We start from the raw sequence: 26,496 nt of genomic DNA on the forward strand, positions 1-26,496 counted from the left end.
TCCGTTTTTTCGACGATGCCGCTTCCGCCAAAAATCGGGAAACCGCTGAAATCATCAATTGATCAGCGCTTCCCTAGTGATTTTTTTTGACAATGGCGAGGACTCGAATTGTGGTGAGAACGATCTTTCGAAATATCCGAGGGAGACTGTTCAGTATTGGTATAACGGCTCGGAACTGTGGCAAGTCAGGACAGGCAACGATAAAGTTAATGTTAAACGCGTTCTCTCAAGGCCAGTTTATCGGGGAGTAAGTTCAATCTACGCTGCTGCGGCAAACCTCGACCCGAAAAATTACACCTGCACTAACTGGGTCGTATTTGACCCTAACGATCGGTTTGAAACCGTTTCGGCGCTGAGCAATATCGGAATCAATATTGGTCAGCTTCGCGAAGAAAAGGGTGTCTGGTATTGGTCGGAGTAGTTGAGTGTGAAGCGGACCGGCAATGTGTGGTCATAAAATAAATTAAGTGACAGCTGGCTTGGCCTGTTGAGCGCCGTAACAATCGCCTGCATTACGGATGACTTCCCTGCGTTATTTTCTCCAACCAAGCAACCAAATTGTGTGGGTGTGAACGAAGCTTCTCGGAGTCCCTTAAAGTTCTGGACGGAGATTGTTTGCAGATGCATGGAAGGGTAAAGTTATGGTCGGTCCATAGGGGGCTGCCAAGTTGAACCATCACAAAATGGCAGTCTGTAAGAGTGTTCCTACATTATCGCTTAAAACGTCTGTCGGGAATCTCTCCCATTGTCACAGCTACTAAGGGTAGGAACGAGGGTTGAAGTCGCAGCCCTCGTAGCGAGACCCGCCTAGTCGATGCGTGCCGGGTTATCCTACATTGGCCGATCTCCCATCAAGGGAGCAGACCCGGCAATAGAGGATACTCTCGCTTTTAATTCAACCCGAGCCGCTATACGTCTTCACGCATTTCGTAGCGCTGGAGCGTTGACCTATCGTAAACGACGGAATGACGCCCCATCGCTTGGGTATCGGCTGGTAATCAGAGAACGGGTAGTAAACCGAAATAAGGACGATGCAACAGGCAAACCGTCGATAGATCGGTGGCTTTGTCAATGCGAGGTGTCGGTATGGGCGGCGCTGGATCTGTTGCTTGTTAAGCGCTTTGCCGTGCAGCTTGAACCTACCTCGCAGGAAGATATCGAAGCCGAACTCAATGGCCTCGTGCCGCGCGTTCGGTCCGGACGCGATCGACGACCAGCTTGCCATCTTCAAGAAGATCTTCGAGCGGGCCGAACATTTGCCGCATTACGATATGATGATGGCGAAGAAGTCAGGATCGGGATTATCGCGCCAGGAGTCTTACCAAAGCCTCGTGATAAGTAAGCTACTAACGCCACACGCATGAGATGAAATGATGGGCAACGAGAAGACCGGAAAACGGTTGACAGGTGGTAGCGCCGCTGAAAGGGGATTGGATTTCCAGGCGCGAATCACTGCTGTTGTCATGGCACACCTGCTGGTGGAACGGCCCATAGGATGGCTTGAAGGGGCATTGGACGACACACCGCTAGAGCTGCACGCTGAGACGGGCGGTCCTGGCGACGACGTCCGCTTCGCGACAAAGGGCGGAAAACAGGTAGAACTTCAGGCCAAGCGCGGGCTGCAGCGCGGGGATGATCTCTGGGACGCCCTGATGGGCCTGTCAAGGGGCATTTCCGACGGCACGATCGACGCGGGGGTCTTGGCTGTGTGTCCGAACTGCAGCGGGACGATCCGCGAAGCCTTGGCCGAGGACATTGTTCGCCTGGGCGCTGGGCGAACCGACGGACTGCGCGATATCGGCCGAGCGTGGGCGGAGCTGATGTCGTCATCGTCCTTGGATGCGACCCTGGTATGCAGGCACTTGCGCATCGTCGTGGTCAGCGCAATTGATGGGAACCGCGAAGCAGAGGTCATGGCTAGCGAGCGCCTTAGCCGCATCGTCCAGGATCCAGAGGCCGCCTGGCCGGTGCTTGTGGAATATGGGCGGCGCTTGATACGAAGAAGGGAACGGTCGACACCAGAAGACATCTACCGGACCTTGTCGCTCGCCCGGGTCAAGCTAAAGACGACCGAAGTCGACACGCGCGTCCAGTTGGTCGCAGCCACGCGGCAATGGCTGCATCGTACCTACGCCAACATGACCGTCGTCGGCGTACATAGCGAAGTCTCCTTCGAAGCGTGTTGGCTCGAGTTGGATGCACAGGCGATGGACAATGCTTGGACCGACCAGGAGGATCTCGACAAGGCGCTTCGCCGTTACCATGAGTATGGTGGCGGTCGCAGGAACGGGCCTTCTTTTGATTCGCGGACCATCGCCCGCTTCGTCAGGAAATGCGTGGTCGTGGGCGGCCCTGGCATGGGCAAGTCGACGCTACTCAAGAAGCTGGCTTTGGACTATTCGGCTGACGGATTCCTAACGCTCCATGTGCGCTTGCCACAGGTGGTTGCGCTTCTCGTCCGCGAAGGTCGACGTTTCGAAGAAAGTTTGATGGACGTGGCGCTCAGCGGCTCGGGTCTTCGGACACCAGTCGTTTCACTCGAAGGGGCTGTCATCCTGTGCGATGGGTTGGACGAGTGCGGAAGTCAGCAGTCCCTGGTGACTGCGAACCTGCACGCTTTCTCCGTGGCACATCCACGCGCCCGCGTTGTGGTAACGAGCCGCCCTATTGGTTACCGCCCGGGAGAAATAGTGGGATGGCGACACTATGAGCTCCAACCACTGAACGACACCGCGGCCGAGAAGGCGGTCACCAAGGTACTTGAGGCGATCCCTTTTGCTGATGCAGCGCTACGGTCACGAGCGGTGAAGCAAGCCATCGCCCAACTGAGTGCGAAGACCATCAAAGGGGCCGCCGCGAGGAGCCCCCTGATGATCACGCTGGTCGCTGCCCTTGTGACCAAAGGCATTGAGCCAGGGCTCGGCAAGGGGACATTGTATCGCAAGCTTTTCCAGTTGCTGCAGGACCACCCGCCCCTCCGCCTTACCGAACGCCCGCCAAGCGAGCCGGAAAGGAACAGGTTCTTGGAGCTGCTTGGGTGGTGCCTTCTATCCGAGGGCAACGAACCGGCCGAACAAACCGTGTCGCGATGCGCACGGTGGTGGCGCGAGGAGACGGGACTATCTTTTCTCGTCAGCGAGATGAAGATCAGTGAGTGCCGAGACTACTGGGAGTGTTTGGGCGTCATCGAACGGGTACGTACGCAAACCCAAGAGGCAATTACCTTCGTCCACAAGACCTTCGGAGAGTTTGCAGCTGCGCGGTACATGTCCAGGTGCGCTCCCGAAGCGCAACGAGGGATCGTCGCGCGCGCGATTGGGACGCCAGACTGGAAGGAAACCTTGTCGTTCGCCAGCCACCTCGGCCTCACGTCGCTGATCCTGCAAGTCTGGGCTGAACTCGCGGAAGGTGGCGACACCGAGGCTGGCAACAGGCTTGACGACGCGGTCGAGCTAGTGGTCCAGGCGGGGGTGCCCTTGGAGAGTGATGCCCTTGCATGCTTCGTGCAGTGTTGTTGGCATGCCGTGGAGAACACCGCGTCACGGATGCGCTATGTCGCCGGAGAAGCTCTTTGCCTGGTGTCTCAAGACCATTGGGGCATGATCGAGGGAGGGGCGCTGGGCCGGACCGAGTCATCAGATGGGTGGAGCCGGCTGGTCGCCTGGGCCTGCCTATGCGTCAGCACTTACCAAGGGCTGACGATTTCAACGCTCACTGAAGCGCTATCTACGTTGGCAGATTCTCGGCCAATCGATTCCCACCTAGGCGGGCTCTTTGTCCGGCCGACTGGGAACGCCGTATGGCAGCACCTTGTGCGCGGCGCGGCGCGGCGCATCCTCATCACCCCACCAGAGCCAAAGGCACTGCAAGTACTCCATGAGCTTATTGGCGATGCCAAGGGCCTGAATATAAGCACCATCGGTGAGTTAGAGACGCTGTTTAAGCAATCCGGACTGGAGCTGAGCAGGATGTTGAGCGAAACATGGTCACAAAACATGGCTGGCCTAATGTCGGACCGCGAAGACTGGAACCGTGAGGCCGTTTACTTGCTTGAGCTCATCGACGATCCGTTAGTCCCGAGTGACGAAGCCGACCGGAGAGATCCGAGTCACAGCCTTGAACTTGGCGCCTGCATAACGGTAATCTCCTATTGGGATACGCCTGTGGGGGACAACCCCAGCAGGACAGCGTCGGCGCCGGCAGATGCGGCCAGGCGTCTGGTCATTCACGCGCTTGCGCGGGACGCCGGCATAGACCACGCCCAGCTAGTGCGGCAGGCGCGTTCGATGAAAAGGAACATCCTAGACGACGTTGAGGACCAAAGACTCAGGCTTTTTGACCTACCAAGCGTTGACGCGAAGGCTGACTTAGAGCACCCGATTGTCGACAGCGGATCGATCCACGAACTCGAAGACCTGATTGTCGACTCCTCTCACTTTTTTGCGTTAAACGCTGCTCAGGTACTTTATTCCCTGAATGGTTGCCCGGAATATCCAGAGACAATCAAAAATCTGCTCACGCGTGGTCGGGGTGAGTCCCTTCGGATATCCGCCGCGCTGGCTAGTCATTTGCCAGATGGGACGGGGCAACGCCTTCTATTAGATCGCCTACTCCATGGAGAAAGCACTCCAGGCTGCCGCTACTTGTACCAAAGCCTGGAGCCTCCTTATGGCGCCGATCACATCGAAGCTGTCCGAAGGGGCCTGAGCGGGAATTCAGCCTACGCTGCCAAGGCAGCTGCCGAGTTGGTCAAAGACTTTTCCTTGAACCGAGTATTGGCCGGCGAGTTGCGGGCCTTCTTTGATCAATGGCGGACCAAAGAAGAGCCGTATCCGAGGAAGGGGGGCGTTATTCCGGACAGTCCTCGCGACGAGCTAGCCAAGATTCTGGCTCCGGCGTTCGCGCCAGAGCATGACTTCCTCCTTGCACTCCTCGCCGACGATCGACCTGACGTGCGAAGTGCTGCATGTGAGCATGCTCTAACTGAAGCGGCGGGCTCAGCCCTCTTGCGTTCAAGACTCTTGGAAGGCATTCTGAACAATCAGTTGCGGCCAGAGCTTCTTCGCACAGCTGTCTCCAAAGGCTTGTACCTTGGAGACGGGGCGGTCGCAGTCGTCCGCTTGCTACATAATGATGACGCTCGCCTTCGCTATGCGGCGTTGCCTATCCTTGACGTGAGGTATCTCCAGCCGGACCAAGTGCGCGAAGAGGGCAATCGGTTGCTGACAGATAGGGAGTTGGACATCAGGGAAGGCGCTAGCCGGGCTCTGCGTGGCTTGGAATCATCAGGCTTCGACTCATGAAACCGCAGTTGCTTCGCTGCGAAGGTGATCGCCCAGGCTCTATGGAGGGCAGTTCGTTTTGAGCCTGGTCGGTAGCAGATTATTCGCGATACCATGCACGTAGTTTCATTGGCGGGAACGATGGTCGCGGTAAGTAAGGTCGAGGTAATGCCCGTACTTGCTTGGACAAGGACGAATGACCTTGACATGGCATCGTGCATGGTATTCCTCAGCATCCGCGCTCGAAGTGCCAGCGAAATCAAAAGGTTAGCTCAACCATTGATCATCGAGTGGGAGTGAATTTCTCTTAGGAAATAATTGAAATAAGAAACCCGCTTCGGCGGGTTTTCTTATGCGCTTCCACTCAGCGCACCCAGCGCCGCCTTCGTCGCCATCCTCAAGGCCCAGATCCTCCTCAAGTAGAGCCGCGTTTGGCGCGCCATCAGCACCAGCAGGCGCCTTTCCTTGAGCATGACGTCGGTCGCACGGCTGACCAGGTTGTCGGCCAGCCCGAGCGCGGTGCTGGTCAGGGTTTGCATGGAACAGGGCGCGACCACCAGCGAGTGGAACGATCCGCTGGCGATGGTGGCGCTGATGTCCTTGACGTTGTGGCCCAGATCGGCCCGGCCTTCGATATCGCCACGCTTCAAGTCGAGCTGTTGCAATGCCGTCAGCGCGCCGGAGGCCGACATCACCAAGTGCGATTCGCAGGCGCGACTGGCGCGCAGCGGTTCCCGCAGGCGCACTCCGTAGATCGCGTCGCTGGCACCGGTGATCGAGCCTGCATGCCCAAAAACTGCCTTCGGAGCGTGCGCGTTGCCGATTTTTGGTGCATTATTAAGTAATTTTGCCGCCCGCCGGGTCATGCAGCATGCATGTATTCGTCGCACGCAGGCAGTCCAGAATCAATAACCGAAAAGAGTGCGCCACGACCCGGACCCCGATCCGGCGCTCAGGAAGGCGCCCACCCCGCAGGAGATTGGCATGTCAGCTGCCGTACGTGTTTTACAAGGGAAGTTCGGTCGAGTCTGCCTGCTGGACATGGATCGCCCACTGGTCACTCATGGCCATTCGCAGTGTCACGTGCTGATCAAGGTCAGCGGCGAAGACACGTTCTTCAATGTGCGCGACAAGTCCTATCCGCTGACCGACCAGACCGCGGTGCTGGTCAATTCGTGGGAGCCGCACGCGTATACCCACCACGATCCCGACGCTCCCGGCACCATCATCCTGGCGCTGTACATCGAACCGCTGTGGCTGGGCGAAATAGAAAAAGCCTTGATTGCGAGCGGCCAGCCGGGCTTCTTCCCGCAGCCTTGCGTCGAGATCTCCAAGCCGATCCGCAACCTGTCGAACCAGCTCGCGATGCAGATGCTGTATGGCGATCAGCTGAGCGCCCAGCAGCTCGAGATCCAGCTGTCGAACCTGATGATCGCCGTGATCGACGCGTTCTCGGAATGGCGCAACTTCAATGACCTGCGCAAGGCCGACCTGTCGCGCATTCCTGATCCGCGCATCCGCCGCGCGCTCGCCTACATGCGCGCCAACGTTGGCGCCGAACTCGATATCGACAAGATGGCGTCCGAAGCTTGCCTGTCGCGCGCCCACTTCTTCAAGCTGTTTCAGCACGACACCAGCCTGACGCCCAACCTGTACGTCAATGTGCTGCGCATGGAAAAAGCGATCGAAGGCCTGACCCAAAGCCGGGTGCCGCTGGTCAGCCTGTCGGAGGGCCTTGGCTTCAGCGCCCAGAGCCACTTCACCCGCTTCTTCCAGCAGCATCTGGGCGCAATGCCGAGCCAGTACCGCAAGGTGGTCGATGTGTACGACCATCATTGAGGCGCGCGGCGCGAAAGAAAAAAGAGACTGTAAGGTAAATCAAGACACCCACGGGTAACAGTTTTCGGCACACAGAGGCCTACACTTTTTGCATCAGTAATGCTGCGAAAAGGGACTCACAGTGAATCAGATTTTCCCATTGCCTGCCGAGGGTTTCGCCGCAGCCGGCGCCGCGCCGGGCACCCATGTCGGCAAGGCGCTGCCCCGCTTCGAAGACGCAGCCCTGCTCACGGGGCGCGGCAGCTACACCGACGACATTGGCGTCAAGCCGGGCACCCTGCACGCTGCCGTCCTCCGGTCGCCGCACGGCCACGCCGACATCATCGCCATCGACAGCGCCGCCGCCTTGGCGCTGCCCGGCGTGCGCGCGGTGCTGACCGGCGCCGACGTCGCCGCCTGGTCGACTCCGTTCGCGGTCGGCGTCAAGCAGCCGATGGAGCACTGGTCGATCGCCATCGAGCGCGCCCGGTATGTCGGCGAGCCGGTGGCGGTGGTAATGGCCGAGAGCCGCTACCTGGCCGAAGACGCACTGGAACTGATCAAGGTCGAGTACCGCCAGCTGAAGGCGGTGGTTGATCCCGAGGCCGCGCTGGAACCCGGTGCACCGGTGCTGCATCAGGCGGTCGGTGCCAACCTGGTCAACGACCGACATTTCTCGTATGGCGAGCCCGAAGCCGCTTTCGCCGCCGCCGCGCGCACCGTCAAGATCAAGGTGCATTACCCGCGCAACTCCTGCACCCCGATCGAATGCTTCGCCGTTGTCGCAGAGCACCTGGCGGGGGACGAAGGCTACGATGTGCTGTCGAATTTCCAGGGGCCGTTCGCGCTGCACCCGGTGATGGCGCGCTCGCTCAAGGTGAGCGGCACCAAACTGCGTCTGCGCGCCCCGCGCGACTCCGGCGGCAGCTTCGGCACCAAGCAGGCGGTATCGACCTACATCGTGCTGCTGTGCCTTGCGTCGCGCAAGGCGGGGGCGCCCGTCAAGTGGATCGAAGACCGGCTCGAACACCTGCAGGGGTCGGTCTCGTCGACCAACCGCGTCACCACCATCGAAGCGGCGCTGACGCCCGAGGGCGAGATGACAGCCCTGCGTTACCACCAGATCGACGACTGCGGCGCCTACCTGCGGGCGCCGGAACCTGCCACCTTCTACCGCATGCACGGCATGCTGACCGGCGCCTACAAGGTGCGCCATCTCGCGGTACATAACCAGGTGGTCCTGACCAACAAGACCCCGTCCGGCCTGGTGCGCGGCTTCGGCGGCCCGCAGGTGTATTTCGCGCTCGAGCGCCTGATGCAGCGGATCGCGGTTGAACTCGGCCTCGATCCACTCGACGTCATCGCCCGCAACATGATTACCCCGGACGCCTTCCCGTACCGCGCGCCGGCCGGCTCGCTCTACGACTCCGGTAACTACCAGCTGTCGATGGCGATGGCGATCGAACGCGGCGGCCTGGCCGAACTCAAGGTGCGCCGCGAGCAGGCCCGCGCCGAGGGGCGGCTGTACGGCATTGGTTACGCCGCCGTGGTCGAGCCGTCGATTTCCAACATGGGTTACATCACGACCGCGCTGACCCCGGCCGAACGCGCCAGGGCCGGCCCCAAGAACGGCGCCAACACCAGCGCCACCGTGGCGGTCGACGCGCTCGGCAGCGTCAGCGTCATGATCGACTCGGTGCCGCAAGGGCAGGGCCACCGCACGGTGGTGGCGCAGGTGGTGGCCGACGTGCTCGGCCTGGAGCCCGCGGACGTGCTGGTCAACGCCGAACTCGATACGCAAAAGGACGGCTGGTCCATCGCTGCCGGCAATTACTCGAGCCGCTTCGCCGGCGCGGTGGCCGGCACCGTCCACCTGACCGCGCTCAAGGTGCGCGACAAACTTGCGCTGATCGCCGCGGCGATCCTCGAGGTGCCGGTCGCTGATATCGTGTTCGAGGGACGCAAGGTGTTCGCGCGCACGGATCCGGGCAATCGGCTGCCGTTCCACCGCGTGGCCGGCGGCGCCCACTGGTCGCCGGCCAGCCTGCCGCAAGGGATGGCCTCGGGCGTGCGCGAAACCGTGTTCTGGACCCCGCCGCAACTGCTTGCACCGGACCAGCACGACGTCATCAACAGCTCGGCCGCCTACGGCTTCCTGTTCGACATCTGCGCGGTCGAAGTCGACCAGCTCACCGGCCAGGTGCGCATCGACCGCTACGTCACCTCGCACGACGCCGGCCGCATCCTGAATCCGGCACTGGCCGACGGCCAGATCCGCGGCGCCTTCGCGCAGGGGCTGGGCGCGGCGCTAATGGAGGAGTTCGACTATGGCAGCGACGGCAGCTTCAAGTCCGGCACCTTCGCCGACTACCTGGTGCCGACCGCCTGCGAAGTGCCGGAGCCTGTGATCGTCCATAGCGAGACGCTGTCGCCATTCACGCCGCTGGGCGCCAAGGGACTGGGCGAGGGCAACAACATGAGCACCCCGGTGTGCATCGCCAACGCGGTGGCCGATGCGCTCGGCGTGTCCGACCTGCGGCTGCCGCTGACGCCATCGAAGATTCATGCCCTGCTTGGCATCGACGACCCGGCGCCGAGCAAGCCGCGCAGCGCAGCCCCGGTCAAGGCGCCGCACGGCGGCCATGCGCTGTCGATGTCGGGTTCGGTCGAACTGCCGGCAACACCGGATCAGGTGTATGCGGTGCTGCTCGACCCGGCCGCGCTGGCCAAGGTGATCCCGGGTTGCCACGCGCTGGAGAAGGTCGGCGAGAACCACTATCGCGCCGACGTTACCATCGGCATCGCCTTGGTCAAGGCGCGCTACGCGGCCGAGATCCACCTGTCCGAACTCGATCCGCCGCACGGCCTGGCACTGGGCGGCAAGGGCGTCAGTTCGCTCGGTTCGGCCGAAGGCGCCGGCCGGATTCGCCTCGAGGCGGCCGGCGCGGGTACCTTGCTGAGCTACGACTACAGCGCCGCCGTCAGCGGCAAGGTGGCCGCGGTGGGCGGCCGCATGCTGGAGGGCGCCGCGAAAATCGTGCTGCGCCAGCTGTTCGAACAACTCGGGCGCCAGGCTGGCGGCGGCAGCGCCACAGCGCCCGCGCGCTCGCTGTGGCAGCGCATCCTGAGTGCGCTGGGAGTCTCCAAATGAAGCCCGCAGCATTCGACTACATCCGGGCCGACAGCGCCCAGGAAACAGTGGCCCTGCTGGCCCGCCACGGGGAGGACGCCAAGATCCTGGCCGGTGGCCAGTCGCTGATGGCGATGCTGAACATCCGCCTGGCGCAACCGGCCATGCTGGTCGATATCTCGCGCTGCCAGGACCTCGACTACGTGCGGGTCGAAGACGGCAAGCTGGCGGTGGGCGCCGCGGCCACCCAGGCCAGCGTCGAAACGCGCTCTTCGCTGGCGGCGGAAGTGCCGCTGCTCGGCATGGCGTTTCCTTGGATTTCGCACTTCCAGATCCGTAACCGCGGCACAGTTTGCGGCTCGGTCGCACATGCCGACCCGAGCGCCGAACTGCCGCTGTGCCTGACGGCGCTGCAAGGCGAAGTGGTGCTGCGTTCGCAGTCCGGCCGGCGCGTGCTCAAGGCCGACGAGTTCTTCCAGGGGATGCTGATGACCGCACTGCGCCCCGGCGAGATCGTCGAGGAAGTGCGGTTCCCGCTGCAGCAGCAGGGTGCGCGCTACGCCTTCCGCGAGGTATCGATGCGGCATGGCGATTTCGCCATCGTGGCGCTGGCTGCGGTCGTCACCGACGGTGCCATCGAGTTGACCGCCGGCGGTGTGGCCGACCGCCCGATCCGCAAGCGCTGGGGCCGGATCAGCGGCGGCGACCTCGATACCGCACTCAACGACTTCGCATGGGAACTGGAAGCCCAAAGCGACGCACACGCCAGCGCCGAATACCGGCGCCACCTGGTGCGCCAGCTGGGCCGTCAATTAATAGTGAAGGCAAGCACATGAAACACTACGAAAAAAACATGGAGTATCCGGTGACCATCACGCTCAACGGCGTGGCGCGCAGCGCCCCGGCCGAAGCGCGCATGCTGCTGTCGGACTTCCTGCGCCACAAGCTGGGCGCCACCGGCACCCACGTCGGCTGCGAACACGGCATCTGCGGCGCCTGCACGGTGCGGGTTGACGGCGTGGCCCAGCGCGCCTGCATGCAACTGGCGGTGCAGGCCGACGGCCGCAAGGTCGACACGGTCGAGGGACTCAACCATGGCGCGGGTGCCGAGCTGGGCGACCTGCAGGCCGCCTTCAAGCGCCACCACGCGCTGCAGTGCGGTTTCTGCACCGCCGGCATCCTGATGTCATGCAGTCATTTCCTCGAGCGTGTTCCCGCTCCCACCGAAGCGCAGGTGCGCGACATGTTGTCCGGCCACCTGTGCCGCTGTACCGGCTACACGAATATCGTCAACGCGGTGCTCGACGTTGCAGCGCAACGCCAGGCCGCTCTCCAAGGGAGTACACAACATGCTTGATCTGGGCCGCAGTTTCCTCGCATCGGCAGAACGCAGTCCCGACCAGCTGGCCCTGGTGGACGGCGCGCTGCGCCTGACTTACAGCGAATGGTTTGGCCACGTGGCCGCCGTGGCCGGCGGCTTGCAGGAGATCGGGCTGCAGCGCGGCGACCACCTGGTCGCGCTGCTGCAGAACCGCTGGGAGATGGCGACGCTGCACTGGGCCTGCCAGTTCGCCGGCATCATCGTCACGCCGCTCAACTGGCGCGCCAAGCCGGACGAAATCGACTACTGCGCCGGCGACGCCAATGCGCGCGCCGTCGTATTCCAGGACGTGTCGGCCGACGCCGTGCGCGACTCGGCGGTGGCCCAGCGCCTGCCGCGCATCGCGGTCGGCTTCGCCGACGGCGGCACGCTGCAGTTCGACCAGCTGCTGGCGGCGGCTCAGCCGGCGCAGTTGCTGGGCGCAGGCGCCGAGGACTGGTCGCTGATGCTGTACACCTCCGGCACCACCGGCAAGCCGAAGGGTGTGCCGCGGCGCCACCGCCAAGAGCGTGCCGCCGCGCTCGCCCACGTCGCCCAGAACCAGTATGGCCGCCATGAGCGCACCCTCGGCGTGATGCCGCTTTATCACACCATGGGCGTGCGTTCGCTGCTGGCGATGGCGCTGGTCGACGGCTGCTTCGTGTGCGTGCCGAAGTTCGACCCGGTGGCGGTGCTGGCCGCAATCGAGGCCGAGCGCATCACCAACCTGTACCTGGTGCCGACCCTGTACCACGACGTCATCGCACATCCGAGCTGCGCCACCACCGACCTGTCCTCGGTGCGCAAGCTCGGCTTCGCCGGTGCATCAATGAACGAGGCCCTGCTCAAGAAACTGGATGCCCTGTTCCGGCCCGAGCTATTCGTCAATCACTACGGCTCGTCGGAGGTGTACACCTTCAGCATCGACTCGGCGGCGGTGAAAAAGCCCGGCAGCGCCGGGCGGGCCGGCATCAACCAGCGCCTGCGCGTGGTGCGGCTCGACAGCGGCAATCCCGACACGGCGGCCGCGCGCTACGAGGAGGGCGAAATCATCGTCGACCTGGCCGGCGACGAAGCCTTCGAAGGTTACTGGAACCGGCCCGACGCCAACGCCAAGGCGCTGCGCGGCGGCTGGTACTTCACCGGCGACACCGGCTACCTGGACCGCGACGGCGACCTGTTCGTTTCGGGACGTACCGACGACATGATCATCAGCGGCGGCGAGAACATCTCGCCGGTCGAAATCGAGAGCCTGCTGTCGCTCCATCCGGCGGTCGACGAAGTGGCGGTTGTCGGCCTGGCCGACGCACGCTGGGGTCAGTGTGTCACCGCCTTCGTCAAGCGCAGCGCGCCGGTGACCGGCGAAGAACTCGACGCCCACTGCCGCACCTCGGGCCTGGCCAACTTCAAGCGGCCGCGCTCTTACATTTTCGTGGCCGAAGTACCGCGCTCTCCGGTCGGCAAGCTGTTGCGCCGCAAGCTGGTCGCCAACGAATACGAAGAAGAAGCACAGCAGTAATTCAACCCATCCCAAGAAAGTACAGGAGACAGACATGAAAACAGCATTTGCAATCAAGTTAATGGCCGCAGCCTTGAGCGCGGGTTTTGCCACCGGCGCGGCGGCCCAGTCCGGCCCGATCCGGATCGGCGTGGTGACCCCGCTGTCGGGAACCTATTCAGCGCTGGGCCAGCAGGTCAAGTGGGGCATCGAGCTGGCGACGCGGGAGATCAACGCCGGCGGCGGCATCATGGGCCGCAAGGTCGAACTGCTGTTCGAGGATGAGGAAGCCAATCCATCGGTCGCCGCGCCGAAAGCCGAAAAGCTGTTCCAGGTGTCGAAAGTCGATTTTCTGACAGGCACCGTGAATTCGGCATCGACGCTGGCGGTCGGCCAGCTGGCCGAGCGCAACGGGCGCCTGATCGCCACCACCGTCTCGTTCTCGGACACCATCACCGGTGAAAAATGTTCGCCCAACGTATTCCGGGTGAACGCTAAGGCCGGCCAGCAGTCGGCCGCGCTGGCCGAGTGGCTGAGCAAGGCCAAGCCGAACGCCAAGGTGTTCTACCTCGGCCCAGATTACGAAATGGGCCGCAGCACCGTAGCCGCCTTCAAGAGCGCGGCCGAAAAGAAGGGCGCCAAGACCGTCGGCGAGGTGTTTGCACCGCTCGACAACAAGGACTACTCGCCGTTCTTTGGCCAGGTGCGCGCAGCGCGTCCGGATGTGATGTACACCTCGGTGGCCGGCAACGACACTGTGCGCCTGTTCAACCAGATGGCGCAATACGGCCTGCTGAAGAACCTGACCGTGGTGGGCGCATCCGGCACGCTGACGTCGCAGAACCTGGCGGCCGTCGGCAAGGCCGGCGAAGGCTTCGTCACCGGCGTCGGCTACTCGGTCGAGATCGACCTGCCCGAGAACCAGAAATTCGTCAAGGCGTTCCAGGAGTTCGCCAAGGCAGCGCCCGACCTGTACGGGGCCGACTCGTATGGCGTGATGTTCTTCTACAAGGCGGCGGTCGAGAAGGCGAAAAGTACCGACACCGACAAGGTCCGCGCCGCGATGCGGGGGCTGGAGTGGATGACCCCGCAGGGCAAGAAGACCATGCGCGCGGGCGACCACCAGGCAATCCAGGACATGTACGCGACCCAGATGACCAACGGTAAATTCAAGGTCATGAGCAAAGTGCCTGGCGCGGCCGCGATCGGCCCCGACACCTGCAGCCGGTTCTGAGGACAGCGGTCATGGATGGTTTTATCGACACGCTGCAGTTCGTGCTGGCTCCACAGGTCGTCAACGGCCTGTCGATCGGCGTGGCTGTGATCCTGATGGCGCTCGGGCTGACGATCATCTTCGGTCTGCTCGACGTCATCAACATGGCGCACGGCGAGTTCTACGCCCTCGGCGCTTACCTCGGCGTCACCCTGGCCGCCGCCGGCGTCAATTTCTGGCTGATGCTGCTGCTGGTGCCGCTGATCATGGCGCCGCTCGGCTATGCCTTCGAGCGGATGCTGATCCAGCGTGTGTTTCACCAGAAGGACCGGCACATCCTGACCCTGCTGCTGACCTTCGGCCTGGCGATCGTCATGGAAGACCTGTTCAAGGTGTTCTACGGTCCGCAGGCGCTGACCGCGGCAACCCCGATCGAGGGCGCCAGCGAGATCGCCGGCATGTTCTTCCCCAACTACCGCCTGTTCCTGATGGCGATCGGCAGCGCGATCATCGTCGCTGTGTGGCTGGTGGTCTACCGTACCAGCCTGGGCGCGATGGTGCGCGCCGCCGCCTTCGACAAGAACATGGCGTCGTCGCTGGGAGTGCCGGTATCGCACGTCTACGCCGGCACCTTCGCCTTTGGCGTGGCGCTGGCGGCGCTGGCCGGCGTACTGCTGGCCCCGGTGTACTCGGTGTTCCCGACCATGGGTAAGGACTTCATCCTGCTGGCGTTCAGCGTTGTCATCGTCGGCGGCCTTGGCAGCATCAAGGGCGCGGTGATCGCCGGGCTGGTGTTGACCCAGATTCAGGCCATCGCCAGTTTGTACATGTCGCCGTCGTGGACCGACCCGCTGGTATTCGCCATCATGGTGGCGGTGCTGATGGTGCGGCCGCAAGGACTGTTCGGGAGGCTCGGCCATGCTTGACAAATTGATTCACCTCCCGGCTGCGGCAGCCGCGCCGGCACCGGTGCTGGGCTCGGTTGCGCGGCGCGAGCGCATTGCCCGCAACGCGGTGCGCTACTTCGCCTTCCTGTTCATCGCGCTGGCGCTGCTGTTCGCGGTGATTGCCGCGGCGCTCGACGATGTGTTCTTCTTCCGCCTCGCCACCGAGGCGCTGATTTACGGCGGCTTCGCCATGGGAGTCGACCTGCTGCTCGGCTTTGCCGGCCTGCTGTCGCTCGGTCACGCCCTGTTCTTCGGGCTCGGCGCGTATGTCTCGGGGCTGGTGCTGAAGGAATGGAGCGCCTCTTTCTGGCTGGCGCTGGCGGTGACGCTGCTTGCGTCGACCGTGGCCGGCGCCGTCGCCGGTATCATCGCGATCCGGGCGCGCGGCGTGTATTTTGCGCTGATTACCTTCGGCCTGGCCGAGGTGGTATCCAAGGTGGTGTTCAACACACGCGAACTGGGTGGCTCGGACGGCATCATCGGGATCCCGGTGGTGCAGGCCAACTTCCTGCTGTTCACGGTCGACAGCAGTCATGCCGGCAGCTTCTTCCTGCTGGTGCTGGTGCTGGTCATGGCCATGTACTTCGCGTTGGAGGCGCTGTTGCAGACACCGGCCGGGCGCCTGGTGGTGGCGATCAAGGCCAACGAGCACCGCGTACCGTTCCTCGGGTTCAGCGCCCAGCGCTACAAGCTGCTGGCCTTCATCCTGGCCGCCAACGTGACCGCCATGGCCGGCGCGCTGTACCCGATGCTGCGCGGCTTTGTGTCGCCCGAGCTGATGTTCTTCCAGGCCTCCGGCAACGCGGTCATCACGGTGATCCTGGGCGGCGTCGGTACCCTGATCGGTCCGCTGTACGGCAGCGTGATCTTGAGCGCCCTAAAGTCGGTGGTGGGTTCGTACACCGAGCACCACCTGATCGTGATCGGGGTGCTGTTCATGATTTCGGTGATCTTTTTCCCCAAGGGCCTGATCGGCTACATGCGGCCACGCCTCGAAGCGTGGCTCTCGCGAAAGGAGCAGTCATGACCCAGCCGGACCAGAATGTGCTGTCGGTACGTGGCCTGTCGGTGCGCTTCGGCGCGCTGACCGCGGTCAACAACGTCAGTTTCGATGCCAGGCGCGGCCACATCACGTCGGTCATAGGGCCCAACGGGGCCGGCAAGAGCACCTTGTTCAACCTGATCAGCGGAGCCATCCGCCCGAGCGGCGGCGCCGTCAGCTTTAACGGCCAGGACGTCACCGCGCGCGCACCGGACCAGCTGATGAAAGCCGGTCTGGCGCGCTCATTCCAGATCACCAACCTGTTCTTCGAACTGTCGGTGTTCGAGAACTTGCGGCTGGCGGCGCAGGCGCTCGAGCCGGCAGCGCGCGCGCTGCTGCCGGTACGCCGCAGCACCTTTGCGCTGCAGCGCGCCGAGGAACTGATCGCCCAGTTCGGGCTGTCGTCCAAGGCGCACGAGCTGGCCGGCTACCTGTCGCACGGCGAACAGCGCCGGCTCGAAATTGCGGTGGCGCTGGCCTGCAAGCCCAAGATGCTGTTGCTGGACGAGCCGACCCAGGGCATGTCGCACGCCGACACGGAGGAGACCGGCGACATGATCAAGTCGCTCGCGGGCGAGCTGTCAATCCTGCTGGTCGAGCACGACGTGGGACTGGTGATGAAGCTGTCCGACCACGTGGTCGTGATGACCCAGGGCGCCAAGCTGGCTGAGGGCCTGCCCGCCGCGGTGCGCGCTAACCCGGCGGTGCAGGCCGCGTATTTTGGACAGGGAGCTCACCATGCTTGAACTGGAAAACGTCCACACCCACTATGGCCTGAGCCATGTGCTGCAAGGCGTGTCGCTGACAGTGGGCGCCGGCGAGGTGGTGGTGCTGTGCGGTCGAAACGGTGTCGGCAAGACCACCGTGATGAAAACCATCGCCGGCTGGGTCAAGCCGAGTGCCGGGTCGGTGCGCTTCAACGGCACCGAGATCGGCCCGCTGGCGCCGGACCGTATCTGCCGCATGGGCCTGGGCCTGGTGCCGGAGGACCGCCGCATCTTTCCCGGCCTGACGGTCGAGGAGAACCTGAAGCTGGGATTGCTACAGTGCCCGGGCCGCGCCAAGGCCGAATCGCGCGCGGTGCTGGAACAGGCCTACGAGCGCTTTCCGCGTCTGAAGGAGCGCCGGCCGCAGCTCGGCACATCGCTCTCGGGCGGGGAGCAGCAGATGCTGGCCATGGCCCGCGTGCTGGTGGGCGCGCCCAAGCTGCTGCTGATCGACGAGCCGACCGAAGGTTTGGCCCCGATCATCGTCGATGAAATATTCGCCATCATCGAACGCCTGCGCGATGACGGCATCCCGATCCTGCTGGTGGAGCAGAACGTCCACCGGGCACTCGATGTCGCCAAGCGTTTCTATGCGCTCGAACGCGGGCAGGTGATCCTGTCCGGCGATGCCGCATCGAGCAGCGCCCGCAGCAGCCTGCAAGAAGCGATCGCGGTTTAACTTTTGCAACTCATCCAGAAGGAAACAACATGTCCCAATTGTCCCATCCCGCACAGACCCTGCTCGAAACGCTCGACGGCTTTTCCGTGATCATCGACGCCGAGCGCGAACGCGCCGACATCGTGCTGGAACGCCCGCCCTTCAACATCATCTCGATGGCCCAGCGCGACCAGCTGCGCCTGGTGTTCGAGTCGCTCGACGAAAACCCGGCAGTGCGGGTGATCGTGCTGCGTTCGGTCGGCGAGCACTTCTCCAGCGGCGGCGATATCCGCGGATTTCTCGATGCGACGCCCGAGCACGTGTCGAAACTGGCGTGGAACATCGCCGCGCCTGCGCGTTGCAGCAAGCCGGTGATTGCGGCCAACCGCGGTTTTTGCTTCGGGGTCGGCTTTGAAATCTCGCTGGCCTGCGATTTCCGGATCGTCTCCGAGACCTCGCAGTACGCGCTGCCGGAACAGAAGCTGGGCCAGATCCCCGGTTCGGGCGGTTCCGCGCGCCTGCAGAAAATGGTCGGCATCAGCCGCACCAAGGACGTCGTGATGCGTTCGCGCCGGGTGCCGGGCCAGCAGGCTTACGACTGGGGCATCGCCACCATGTGCGTGCCGGATGCGGATCTGGAAAAGGCTACCGATGCGCTGGTGGACGAGCTGCGCGCGTTTTCGCCCATCGCCCAACGGACCGCGAAAAAACTGCTCAACGACACCGAAGACTCAACCCTGGGCATCGCCATCGAGCTCGAAGGCCATTGCTACAGCCGCTTGCGCGGGTCGGACGACTTCCGCGAGGGCGTCGAGGCGTTCCACCAGAAGCGCAAACCAGATTTCAAGGGAAGCTGAGCAAGGCAGCATCAGGCTGACGCGCATCCGGAATGAAATCGAGGGGTGGATTCTGCCATGGGAGCAAGAACGACAGGGAGTAGCGCGCAGCCCTTGCATGCGCTGAACCTGATCGCCGGCCAATGGCAGCTGGCGGGCAGCGCGCGCGCGGGCGACAGTATTAACCCGGCCAACGGCCGCGAGATCGGCAGTTTCGCGGCCAGCGCGGCGGCCGATGGGCGGCGGGCGATCGATGCGGCCCGGCGCGCCTTTGAATGCGGCGGCCTCGCGCGCGACCCGGCCCAGCGCGCACGGCTGCTGCTGCGCTGGGCCGATCGGTTGGCAGGCCGCGCCGACCTGGCGCAGCTGCTGACCCTTGAAAACGGCAAGGTGCTGGCGCAGTCGCGCCGCGAGATTTCGAGCGCCATCGCTCGCTTGCGCCAGGACGCCGGGGTGCTGCTGCAGGCGGCAGCCGCCGGCGACGCCGGGCTGGCGGCAGCGCAGCCGGCCGGCGTAGTGGCGATCCTGGTTGCATGGCAGGCGCCGGTTGCGCTGCTGGTAGCGTCACTGGCCCCGGCGCTGGCGGCCGGATGCAGCGCCGTCGTCAAGCCGGCGCGGCAATGCGCGCAGATCACCGCCGCAGTCATTGGCGAACTGGCGGCGCTCGAGGAGCTGCCCCCGGGCGTGGTCAATCTGGTGTCGGAGACGGGGCAGGAGGTGGCGCGTGAACTGGTCGCCTCGCACCATGTGGACATCTTGTGTTTCACCGGCTTGCAGGAGACCGGGCGCAAGATGGCGCAGGCCGCCGCGCCCAGCGGCAAGCGGCTGTTGTTGGACCTGACAGGGAAGTCGTGCAGCCTTGTGTTTTCGGACATCGACGTCCAGGCCGTGGCCCGGCAGCTGGCGGCCGCGGCGCTGATCGCCGCCGGCCAGCACAGCAGCGCGCCGCGCCGGATCCTCGTTCATGCCTCTTGTTTCGACACGGTCAAGGCGGCGCTGAAACGGGCGTTGGGGCAGGTGATCCTCGGCGCCGGCGACCGCGCCGACTGCGGCCTGGGGCCGCTGATCGATGCGCCAGCGCTGGTCGCGGCCGGCGTGCGCACGGAACGGGCGCTCGAGCACTGCGACGAAGTGGTATTGCATGGCCGTCGCGCTGGCGGGGAGCTCGCCGGCGGCTACTTTCTTTCGCCGACCCTGGTGGTCGAGCGCGATTGTGCCGGCGCGTCCAGCATCGAGGAAGTTTACGGACCGTTCCTCTCGATCGGCCAATTCGAAACCGATGATGAAGCAACTGCCTATGCCAATGCGATGCGGGTGGCGCGCTCGGTCAGCGTATGGACCGGCGACGCGGCCCGTGGAGAGCGGCTGGCGCACGCACTGTGCAGCGACAGCATCTTGATTAACCGGCATGACTGGCTGGCGACGGGCGGCGCTGCGCCTTGTGACCGCATCGTGCATCCCGGCCGCCAGACCCGCAGCACGTTCGCCGACTTCCTCGCCACGCCGCGCCATTGAGAAAGGAACCGCCTTGCAGCACATCGCTATCTGCGTTGACGGAAGCCCCATTACGCTGGAATACGGATGGATCGGCCGCGAGCTGCACCATGCGCCGCTGATCGTGTTCCTGCACGAAGGCCTCGGCTCGGCCGCAATATGGAACGAATGGCCGGGCACCCTATGTTCGGCAGCCGGTTGCCGCGGGCTGGTTTTCTCGCGCTACGGCTACGGGCACTCGCAGGCTCGCCCCACATCCGGGCAAGCGTGGCCGGTGGACTATATGGAGCGCGAGGCGTGCGAACTCCTGCCGGCCCTGCTTGACGCGCTCGGCATCGATGCCAAGCGAGAGCGTTTGATTATTTTTGGCCACAGCGATGGCGCCACCATTGCGCTGCTGTATGCCGCGGCATTCCCGCAGCATGCCTGCGCCATCGTTGCCGTGGCACCGCACGTATTTACCGAGCAAGTCGCGCGTGAGCGGATTGGGCAGATGCGGGCGAATTGGGAGGACGGGCGCCTCGCCAGCCGCCTCGCACGCCTGCACGAGGATTCGGGCGGCGTATTCGACGGCTGGAGCAAGTGCTGGCTTTCGCCCGCCTTCGGTGCCTGGAACGTGACAGCGGCGATTGAAACCATCGCGAGCCCGTTGCTGGTGATACAGGGCAGGGGGGATCAGTTCGGATCGTTGGAACAGTTACGTGAAATACAGCGCCGGGTTCCCCACGCCGAATTGTTGGTGCTTGAAGACTGTCGACATGTGCCGCATGAGGAACACCCGGAGTTGACCTTGCAGGCGGTGACTGCCTTTCTTGCGAGGTGCCGTGAGTGAGGGATTCGCGCGAGGCGCGATGCAACGAACCCCGCACGCCGAGGTGTTTGAGGAGTTCTTACAAGGGCTGAATTGCCGCAATCACGTAGGCGAGGCCGCCGTCTTCATGCCATCCGCTTGTAATGCTCACACGAGCGGGCAGCGCATCGCTCGGTCGCGAAGCGCATCAATAAATTCTCACCTTCCAGTGCGACCTAGGGAAACCAAACCACTGTACGAGCATGCCTATCGAACTGGATGCCGGGCGCACGGTGGTTACCGAGACATGGTATTTGTTATGGTACCGAAGAGTCTGTTACAGATTTATCGTCAGTTTATCAATGACTTAGCTCGGCCCCTGATAATCGAGTGGGAATAATTCCTGACTCGGCAAGAGCTGGCAAGCTCAGGCATTTGAAGTAACGGAAGCCCCTGATTTTTAGGGGCTTTTTCTTATTTGGCTCGGCAATATCAGGCAATGCCTGGCAAGGACAAGCAACAAAATTTGATGGTATCGGACATGGTATCGATATTTGGCGGATACTATCGCGCCATCAGTACCATGATGCCAAGGAGTCACCAATCATGGTATCGAATTCAAGTAAGTCCCTGAATTTGAAGCGGAAAGGGCGGCGCTGACGATCTGACGGTTCTGTGTATCGTAGGGGTAGGTGCTCGTCCCGTCGTTTGCTACCTGCAGGAGCAGGTTGCCCTCAAGGTCCCACAAATAGCGGTGATCGAGCAGGGCGTCCGGGTCTCGCCTGTGCCCGAGCGCGCCCGGCAATGCCGGCGTTGACGGGGCCGACGCGTCCACCCCAAAGCGCACGTGCCGCAGCGGCTGGACCGGCGCCGGTCAGGGCGGACAGGGCCAGCGTCATTCCGGGGAAGGGGCCGTGCGCGCTGCGCTGATAGCGCGCACGCCCCCTGTTGCCATAAGAAGCGCTACGCAAACCGACAAGGTCGCGCTCCAGGTTTTTGACGATGACCTCGGGCGCTTCCAGCCCGAGCAGCCAGGACGTACGGATACGGTGGCGCTCGAGCGCAACGACCTGGCCTTGGTCATTGCGCCGGTATTCGACCATGCTGCCGTCGGGAAGGGAGATGCCGGACAATCGTCCGCTCCGGTCGTAGGCGTATTGAGTCACGCTGGTGACAGCCTTGCCGCCAGTCGGCGACAGTGTTACGGTTTTGGTGGTTACGCGCCCGGCGGCATCGTGGGTGTGGCGCTCCTGCTGACCTGGGTGATCGATCCCGGTCAGCAGCGCTCCCGTGTAGATCCAGGTCGTCACGCCTTGCCGCTGACCGATTGGTGCGCGCGGATCGGTCAGGGTCTGTCGGACGAAACGTCCGGCCGCGTGGTACTCGTAGCTGGCCCAGCTGCCATTCGCGTCGGTGCTGTGCACCAGCCGGTCGGCTGCGTCGTAGCGCCGGGTTATCGAGCCGCAGGCGGTGTCACCGGACACCGCCGGCTTCCTGAAAGCGGTCATGCCCAAGGGACACTTATAAAACTAATCTCGCCATTGATACACCTCGGCACGGACGCTAAGCTTGTTATCATTGAACGTTCCGGTAAGTTTTAACTGTTTGCGGTTCCGGTCCCGTGCCACCTCTTCTATATACTCGGGTGGAATCAGTGCTTTCAGGTCAATATAAGCCTTAGCATGCTTGGCAAACCTGTGGGCCTCTTCGTATGTTTTTCCATCAACAATCCCATATTGCCACTCGATTTCCATCCATTTTGCGATGCCATCCACGTCGCCAGGCATCAAAGCATAGCTCTTTGGAGAACGTTTCGAAATGTGGGTGTGAACCCTTCTTTCGTTCTGTCCACCCTCGGTTCTGATATAGTTAATTTCAACATCGCTCCCTATCGATTCCCATTCCAATGTCAAGCCAATCGAGGGCTCTCGCGAAGCTGATGTCATGCTGAATATGATCGCTGCGGAAAATAGAAGAACCACGATCAATGGCCGCGATTTGCGAAGTCTTTCTCGAATCATTTTCATCACTCCTGACGTTTAGGCCGATTTCTCTTCAAAGCTAACATTGAACCTGGAATATCACCGCAAGATTTTTACGTAACTATTGGTGCCGGAAAATCAATGTTCAACGAATGACGAGTCCATAGTACGTTCCTAGCCATTTAGAATATTCCGCCATGTCGACAGTGCCAACGATATTAGGGTGCCCGTACGCGTCCTTCTTGGCGCCCGAGATGGTTTTCGTTATCCCATCGACTGGGTCGACATAGGTCGTCCCACGGTAATAGCTTATGAAATCGAGAGAGCCTTGATAACTCATTCCGTCGATAACGGCTTTTTTCTGTGTTGGCTCGGAAATGATTTTCCCGTTATTCGATCTCGTTCTCCAAGTACGCTCAGTCGTGATTGGGGAGCTATCTGGCAGTTCTTTATTGTGAAGAACCGGATTGGTGAGCACTGTGTCCGCATGGTCCAACGGCATCATTTTTATTCCTAATCTAGATGCCTGAAGGTAGATCCAGTTCAGTGAAATATCGGACAAATCACCTTCGGCATACCCGCCCCCGATGTCGGCATGACTCCCGATAAATCCCATTTCGACTCGGACTCCCCAACCGTCACCGCCCAAAATTGATTCACCAGGAAATGCGAACCGGTACTCGTTCAGCGCGACCGCTTGAAACGCATTGTTGACCTCTCCTGGGACACTGAGTTGCCATTCATCATTCTCGTTCCCGCCTACCCCAAACTGAGCAACAGTGTCCCACAACCCCATGAATCTGATCGAGACACAGGCGCCGCTTTTCGCATACGCATTTTTTCGAAGACGGTCTGCCACCTTGTTGGAGAAGTCCCGGGCCATCGCAGCGCCGCGGCTGAACCCGACAATGTCGATATTGACCATCTCGCCCTTTGCGAATTTCCCATTCTGAAGATAGCTATCAAGTTGCTTTAGCATATAACTCACCCGGGACCGGGCTGTGTTTGCATTGATTTCGTCGCGCCAGTTCGTTCCAATTCCACTCTCCTGGTCTGGCCGACCGACACCGTTCATGTACCACATTCTTCCATCGTTGTAAGCATCTGCAAATTTCCACACGTTCGACAACTGGTCTTTATCTGGCGCCGGGTTGGAATTGTTCGTGCCGTCGAAAGCAAAGAGAATTAGTCCGCTCGGGTCCACATATTTCAGCGGGTTGCCGTCCACGTAGGCATAGCTGTTGACACCGCCTTGCAACCCAATCGGGTCAGGCGTGAGGTAACGCCCCAGCTCTGGGTCGTAGTAGCGGCGGTCGTTGTAGTGCAGGCCGGTTTCGGCATCGAGGTATTGGCCAGGCAGACGCAGGTTGAGCTGAAAACCCGGCTGTGCGCTCAGGCGGGCGAGCTTGCCGTAGGGATGATAAGCCGCCCGCCATAGCAGTTTTCCTTCGCGGTCGGTAGCCGCTTCCACCGCGCCCAGGTAGTTGGTATGCAGATAGGCCGTCGCGTCCGGCCTCGAGAACCAGCCGGCGACGACCGTCCCCAGGTCGGCAACGGCCTGGGCGAACGGAGAGCGCGAACGATCGGCCGGAAGGGCGCCATCGCAATCGATCACCGCCACCACCTGATCGGCCAGGTACACATATTGGCGGGTGATCTTACCGTCGGCAGTGAGCTCCGCGCGCAGTTTGCGGTCTTCGTACAGGTAGTGGCGAAGCGCGCCGCCGGTCTCCTTGCTCACCCGCAGGCCACGATGGTCGTAGCGGTAACGTGCGAGGACCTTATTTCCCACGTGAACCTCGCGCAGTTGGCCCGCGGCGTCCCAGCGGTAGTGCTTCGTCCCGGCTGCGATAGGCTGGCCGGTCGAGTCGTACACGGGGGATGTAGTAGCCGTGTCGCCAAGCCAGCGCTGGCTGCCTGGCGCGTAGCGCGCGGCGTGCGTCGCGACCGTGAGCTCATCCTGACTGCCGATGTCCTGCTGAGACAGCAGGCGGTTGCCTGCGCCGTCATACGCATAGCGGCTGACACTCAGGACGGGTGGCGTCCTGTTTGCCTTGAGCGCTGTGGCGCTGACGATCAGGCGGTTCTGTGCATCGTAGGCGTAGGTGCTCGTCCCGTCGTTTGCTACCTGCAGGAGCAGGTTGCCCTCAAGGTCCCACAAATAGCGATGATCGAGCAGGGCGTTCGGGTCGCGCTTGTGGCCGAGCGCACCCGGCAGCGCCGGCGTTGACTGGGCCGACGTGTCCACCCCGCGCGCAGGAGCCGCAGCGGCTGGCCCGGCGCCGGTCAGGGCGGACAGGGCCAGCGTCATTCCGGCGGACGGGGACGTGCGCGGAGGTGCGCGATAGTCGACCCTGGCCAGCATGCCTTGCGCGCTGCGCTGGTAGCGCGCACGCACCCCATTGCCATAAGAAGCGCTACGCAAACCGACAATGTCGCGCTCCAGGTCCTTGACGATGACATCGGGCGCTTCCAGCCAGCGCAGCCAGGACGTACGTATACGGTGGCGCTCGAGCGCAACGACCTGGCCCTGGCCATTGCGGCGGTATTCGAGCATGCTGCCGTCGGGAAGGGAGATGCCGGACAATCGCCCGCTCCGGTAGTAGGTGTATTCAGTCAGGCTGGTGACAGCCTTGCCGCCAGCTGGCGACAGCGTCACGGTTTTGGTGGTAACGCGCCCGGTGGGATCGTGGGTGTAGCGCTCCTGCTGACCAGGGTGATCGATCCCGGTCAGCAGGCTCCCGTGTAGATCCAGGTCGTCACGCTTTGCCGCTGACCGATTCGTGCGCGTGGATCGGTCAGGGTCTGCCGACAATCCGCCCAACCGCGTCGTACTCGTAGCTGGCCCAGCTGCCATTCGCGTCGGTGCTTTGCACAAGCCGGTCAGCTGCGTCGTAGCGCCGGGTAATGGGGCCGCGGTCGGTGTTGCCGGGCACCGCTTGACTCGCTGAAAACCGTTTTGAACAATTGGGACACGTTATAAAACTAATCTCGCCATTGATAGACCTCGGCGCGGACACTAAGCTTGTCATCATTGAACGTCCCGGTCAGTTTTAACTGCTTGCGGTTCCGGTCCCGTGCCACCTCTTCTATGTACTCCATTGGAATCAAGGCTTTCAGGTCAATATGAGCCTTTGCATATTTGGCAAATCTGTGGGCCTCTTCGTATGTTTTCCCATCAATAATTCCATATTGCCATTCAATTTCCATCCATTTCGGGATGCCATCCACATCACCAGGCATCAAAGCGTAATGCGCAGGAGAGCTTTTCGAAATGTGAGTGTGAACCTTTCTTTCGTTCTGTCCACCCTCGGTTCTGACATAGTTAATTTCAACATCGCTCCCAATAGATTCCCATTCCAACGTCAAGCCAATCGAGGACTCTCGGGAAGCTGTTGTCATGCTGAGTATGATCGCTGCGCCAAATAGAAAAACCATGATCAACGGCCGCGATTTGCGAAGTCTTTCTCGAATCATTTCATCACCTCGGATATTTAGGTCGATTGCATTTCCGCCCTGACAATGATCCGTTAAAATCACTGCGGAATTTTTACTTACACTATTGCCCCCCTCCCTCAAAGTCAATGTTCAATGAATGACGAGTGGTAATCCCCCCATTTTTAGAGCATGCTAAAAGTAGAGGTTAAGCGGCAAGGGCCAATTTCTGTTTTGGCGTAAT

Annotated in this window: 20 protein-coding genes; 14 read left to right on the forward strand and 6 right to left on the reverse strand. The window is 62.1% G+C overall.

The window, feature by feature from the left end; genetic code table 11:
• Positions 1-378: 378 nt before the first annotated feature.
• Positions 379-627, reverse strand: a complete 249-nt coding sequence (locus tag I4X03_RS22475) for an AAA family ATPase (RefSeq protein WP_223471214.1) — start codon at positions 625-627, stop codon at positions 379-381.
• 743 nt (positions 628-1,370) lie between these two features.
• On the opposite strand from I4X03_RS22475, the gene I4X03_RS22480 reads away from it, so the two are divergent.
• Positions 1,371-5,303, forward strand: coding sequence for an NACHT domain-containing protein (locus I4X03_RS22480; protein WP_223471216.1), 3,933 nt, complete (start codon positions 1,371-1,373; stop codon positions 5,301-5,303).
• A 329-nt stretch (positions 5,304-5,632) separates the two neighbouring features.
• On the opposite strand, the gene I4X03_RS22485 is transcribed toward I4X03_RS22480, so the two are convergent.
• On the reverse strand, positions 5,633-6,148 hold the full coding sequence (locus I4X03_RS22485) for a flavoprotein (RefSeq protein WP_307735394.1): 516 nt from the start codon (positions 6,146-6,148) through the stop codon (positions 5,633-5,635).
• 118 nt (positions 6,149-6,266) lie between these two features.
• On the opposite strand from I4X03_RS22485, the gene I4X03_RS22490 reads away from it, so the two are divergent.
• The 13 genes from I4X03_RS22490 (at position 6,267) to I4X03_RS22550 (ending at position 20,877) form a co-directional block, all read left to right on the forward strand.
• Entirely contained in the window at positions 6,267-7,121 is an 855-nt protein-coding gene (locus I4X03_RS22490; RefSeq protein ID WP_223471218.1) for an AraC family transcriptional regulator, read from the forward strand.
• A gap of 130 nt (positions 7,122-7,251) precedes the next feature.
• Entirely contained in the window at positions 7,252-10,251 is a 3,000-nt protein-coding gene (locus I4X03_RS22495) for a xanthine dehydrogenase family protein molybdopterin-binding subunit (protein ID WP_223471249.1), read from the forward strand.
• The gene (locus tag I4X03_RS22500; RefSeq protein WP_223471220.1) at positions 10,248-11,066 is read left to right on the forward strand and encodes an FAD binding domain-containing protein; all 819 of its coding nucleotides are present in this window, start codon (positions 10,248-10,250) and stop codon (positions 11,064-11,066) included. The genes I4X03_RS22495 and I4X03_RS22500 overlap by 4 nt, the downstream gene beginning before the upstream one ends.
• The gene (locus tag I4X03_RS22505) at positions 11,063-11,587 is read left to right on the forward strand and encodes a (2Fe-2S)-binding protein (RefSeq protein ID WP_223471222.1); all 525 of its coding nucleotides are present in this window, start codon (positions 11,063-11,065) and stop codon (positions 11,585-11,587) included. Before I4X03_RS22500 ends, I4X03_RS22505 begins: the two co-directional genes overlap by 4 nt.
• Entirely contained in the window at positions 11,580-13,109 is a 1,530-nt protein-coding gene (locus I4X03_RS22510) for an AMP-binding protein (protein ID WP_223471224.1), read from the forward strand. Before I4X03_RS22505 ends, I4X03_RS22510 begins: the two co-directional genes overlap by 8 nt.
• A 34-nt stretch (positions 13,110-13,143) precedes the next feature.
• Positions 13,144-14,322, forward strand: a complete 1,179-nt coding sequence (locus tag I4X03_RS22515; RefSeq protein ID WP_223471226.1) for an ABC transporter substrate-binding protein — start codon at positions 13,144-13,146, stop codon at positions 14,320-14,322.
• A gap of 11 nt (positions 14,323-14,333) precedes the next feature.
• On the forward strand, positions 14,334-15,227 hold the full coding sequence (locus tag I4X03_RS22520) for a branched-chain amino acid ABC transporter permease (protein WP_223471228.1): 894 nt from the start codon (positions 14,334-14,336) through the stop codon (positions 15,225-15,227).
• Positions 15,220-16,275, forward strand: a complete 1,056-nt coding sequence (locus tag I4X03_RS22525) for a branched-chain amino acid ABC transporter permease (protein ID WP_223471230.1) — start codon at positions 15,220-15,222, stop codon at positions 16,273-16,275. Before I4X03_RS22520 ends, I4X03_RS22525 begins: the two co-directional genes overlap by 8 nt.
• Positions 16,272-17,036 (forward strand): ABC transporter ATP-binding protein, encoded by a 765-nt coding sequence (locus I4X03_RS22530; RefSeq protein WP_223471232.1) that lies wholly within the window; start codon positions 16,272-16,274, stop codon positions 17,034-17,036. Before I4X03_RS22525 ends, I4X03_RS22530 begins: the two co-directional genes overlap by 4 nt.
• Positions 17,029-17,736, forward strand: coding sequence for an ABC transporter ATP-binding protein (locus I4X03_RS22535; protein WP_223471234.1), 708 nt, complete (start codon positions 17,029-17,031; stop codon positions 17,734-17,736). Before I4X03_RS22530 ends, I4X03_RS22535 begins: the two co-directional genes overlap by 8 nt.
• 29 nt (positions 17,737-17,765) lie before the next feature.
• Positions 17,766-18,572, forward strand: a complete 807-nt coding sequence (locus I4X03_RS22540) for an enoyl-CoA hydratase/isomerase family protein (RefSeq protein ID WP_223471236.1) — start codon at positions 17,766-17,768, stop codon at positions 18,570-18,572.
• A gap of 57 nt (positions 18,573-18,629) precedes the next feature.
• Entirely contained in the window at positions 18,630-20,066 is a 1,437-nt protein-coding gene (locus I4X03_RS22545) for an aldehyde dehydrogenase family protein (RefSeq protein ID WP_223471238.1), read from the forward strand.
• 13 nt (positions 20,067-20,079) lie between these two features.
• Positions 20,080-20,877, forward strand: coding sequence for an alpha/beta fold hydrolase (locus I4X03_RS22550; RefSeq protein ID WP_223471240.1), 798 nt, complete (start codon positions 20,080-20,082; stop codon positions 20,875-20,877).
• A 692-nt stretch (positions 20,878-21,569) separates the two neighbouring features.
• On the opposite strand, the gene I4X03_RS22555 is transcribed toward I4X03_RS22550, so the two are convergent.
• The 4 genes from I4X03_RS22555 to I4X03_RS22575 all read right to left on the reverse strand — a co-directional run bounded on the left by I4X03_RS22555 (position 21,570) and on the right by I4X03_RS22575 (position 26,294).
• The gene (locus tag I4X03_RS22555; protein WP_441295281.1) at positions 21,570-22,349 is read right to left on the reverse strand and encodes a hypothetical protein; all 780 of its coding nucleotides are present in this window, start codon (positions 22,347-22,349) and stop codon (positions 21,570-21,572) included.
• A 15-nt stretch (positions 22,350-22,364) separates the two neighbouring features.
• Positions 22,365-22,862 carry a hypothetical protein gene (locus tag I4X03_RS22560; RefSeq protein ID WP_223471242.1) on the reverse strand — a complete coding sequence of 166 codons (498 nt, stop codon included), beginning with the start codon at positions 22,860-22,862 and terminating at the stop codon, positions 22,365-22,367.
• 100 nt (positions 22,863-22,962) lie between these two features.
• Positions 22,963-25,632, reverse strand: a complete 2,670-nt coding sequence (locus I4X03_RS22565) for an RHS repeat-associated core domain-containing protein (protein ID WP_223471245.1) — start codon at positions 25,630-25,632, stop codon at positions 22,963-22,965.
• Positions 25,633-25,802: 170 nt separating this feature from the next.
• The gene (locus I4X03_RS22575; protein WP_223471247.1) at positions 25,803-26,294 is read right to left on the reverse strand and encodes a hypothetical protein; all 492 of its coding nucleotides are present in this window, start codon (positions 26,292-26,294) and stop codon (positions 25,803-25,805) included.
• Between the last annotated feature and the right edge of the window lie 202 nt (positions 26,295-26,496).

This window comes from Massilia soli (genome assembly GCF_016809835.1).
Classification (GTDB): domain Bacteria; phylum Pseudomonadota; class Gammaproteobacteria; order Burkholderiales; family Burkholderiaceae_D; genus Telluria_A; species Telluria_A soli.

Bases quoted from the DNA above. Each gene is read 5' to 3' on its own strand.
- I4X03_RS22475 (WP_223471214.1), bottom strand. From the start codon at position 627: ATGCATCTGCAAACAATCTCCGTCCAGAACTTTAAGGGACTCCGAGAA.
- I4X03_RS22480 (WP_223471216.1), top strand. From the start codon at position 1,371: ATGATGGGCAACGAGAAGACCGGAAAACGGTTGACAGGTGGTAGCGCC.
- I4X03_RS22485 (WP_307735394.1), bottom strand. From the start codon at position 6,148: ATGACCCGGCGGGCGGCAAAATTACTTAATAATGCACCAAAAATCGGC.
- I4X03_RS22490 (WP_223471218.1), top strand. From the start codon at position 6,267: ATGTCAGCTGCCGTACGTGTTTTACAAGGGAAGTTCGGTCGAGTCTGC.
- I4X03_RS22500 (WP_223471220.1), top strand. From the start codon at position 10,248: ATGAAGCCCGCAGCATTCGACTACATCCGGGCCGACAGCGCCCAGGAA.
- I4X03_RS22505 (WP_223471222.1), top strand. From the start codon at position 11,063: ATGAAACACTACGAAAAAAACATGGAGTATCCGGTGACCATCACGCTC.
- I4X03_RS22510 (WP_223471224.1), top strand. From the start codon at position 11,580: ATGCTTGATCTGGGCCGCAGTTTCCTCGCATCGGCAGAACGCAGTCCC.
- I4X03_RS22515 (WP_223471226.1), top strand. From the start codon at position 13,144: ATGAAAACAGCATTTGCAATCAAGTTAATGGCCGCAGCCTTGAGCGCG.
- I4X03_RS22520 (WP_223471228.1), top strand. From the start codon at position 14,334: ATGGATGGTTTTATCGACACGCTGCAGTTCGTGCTGGCTCCACAGGTC.
- I4X03_RS22525 (WP_223471230.1), top strand. From the start codon at position 15,220: ATGCTTGACAAATTGATTCACCTCCCGGCTGCGGCAGCCGCGCCGGCA.
- I4X03_RS22530 (WP_223471232.1), top strand. From the start codon at position 16,272: ATGACCCAGCCGGACCAGAATGTGCTGTCGGTACGTGGCCTGTCGGTG.
- I4X03_RS22535 (WP_223471234.1), top strand. From the start codon at position 17,029: ATGCTTGAACTGGAAAACGTCCACACCCACTATGGCCTGAGCCATGTG.
- I4X03_RS22540 (WP_223471236.1), top strand. From the start codon at position 17,766: ATGTCCCAATTGTCCCATCCCGCACAGACCCTGCTCGAAACGCTCGAC.
- I4X03_RS22545 (WP_223471238.1), top strand. From the start codon at position 18,630: ATGGGAGCAAGAACGACAGGGAGTAGCGCGCAGCCCTTGCATGCGCTG.
- I4X03_RS22560 (WP_223471242.1), bottom strand. From the start codon at position 22,862: ATGAAAATGATTCGAGAAAGACTTCGCAAATCGCGGCCATTGATCGTG.
- I4X03_RS22575 (WP_223471247.1), bottom strand. From the start codon at position 26,294: ATGATTCGAGAAAGACTTCGCAAATCGCGGCCGTTGATCATGGTTTTT.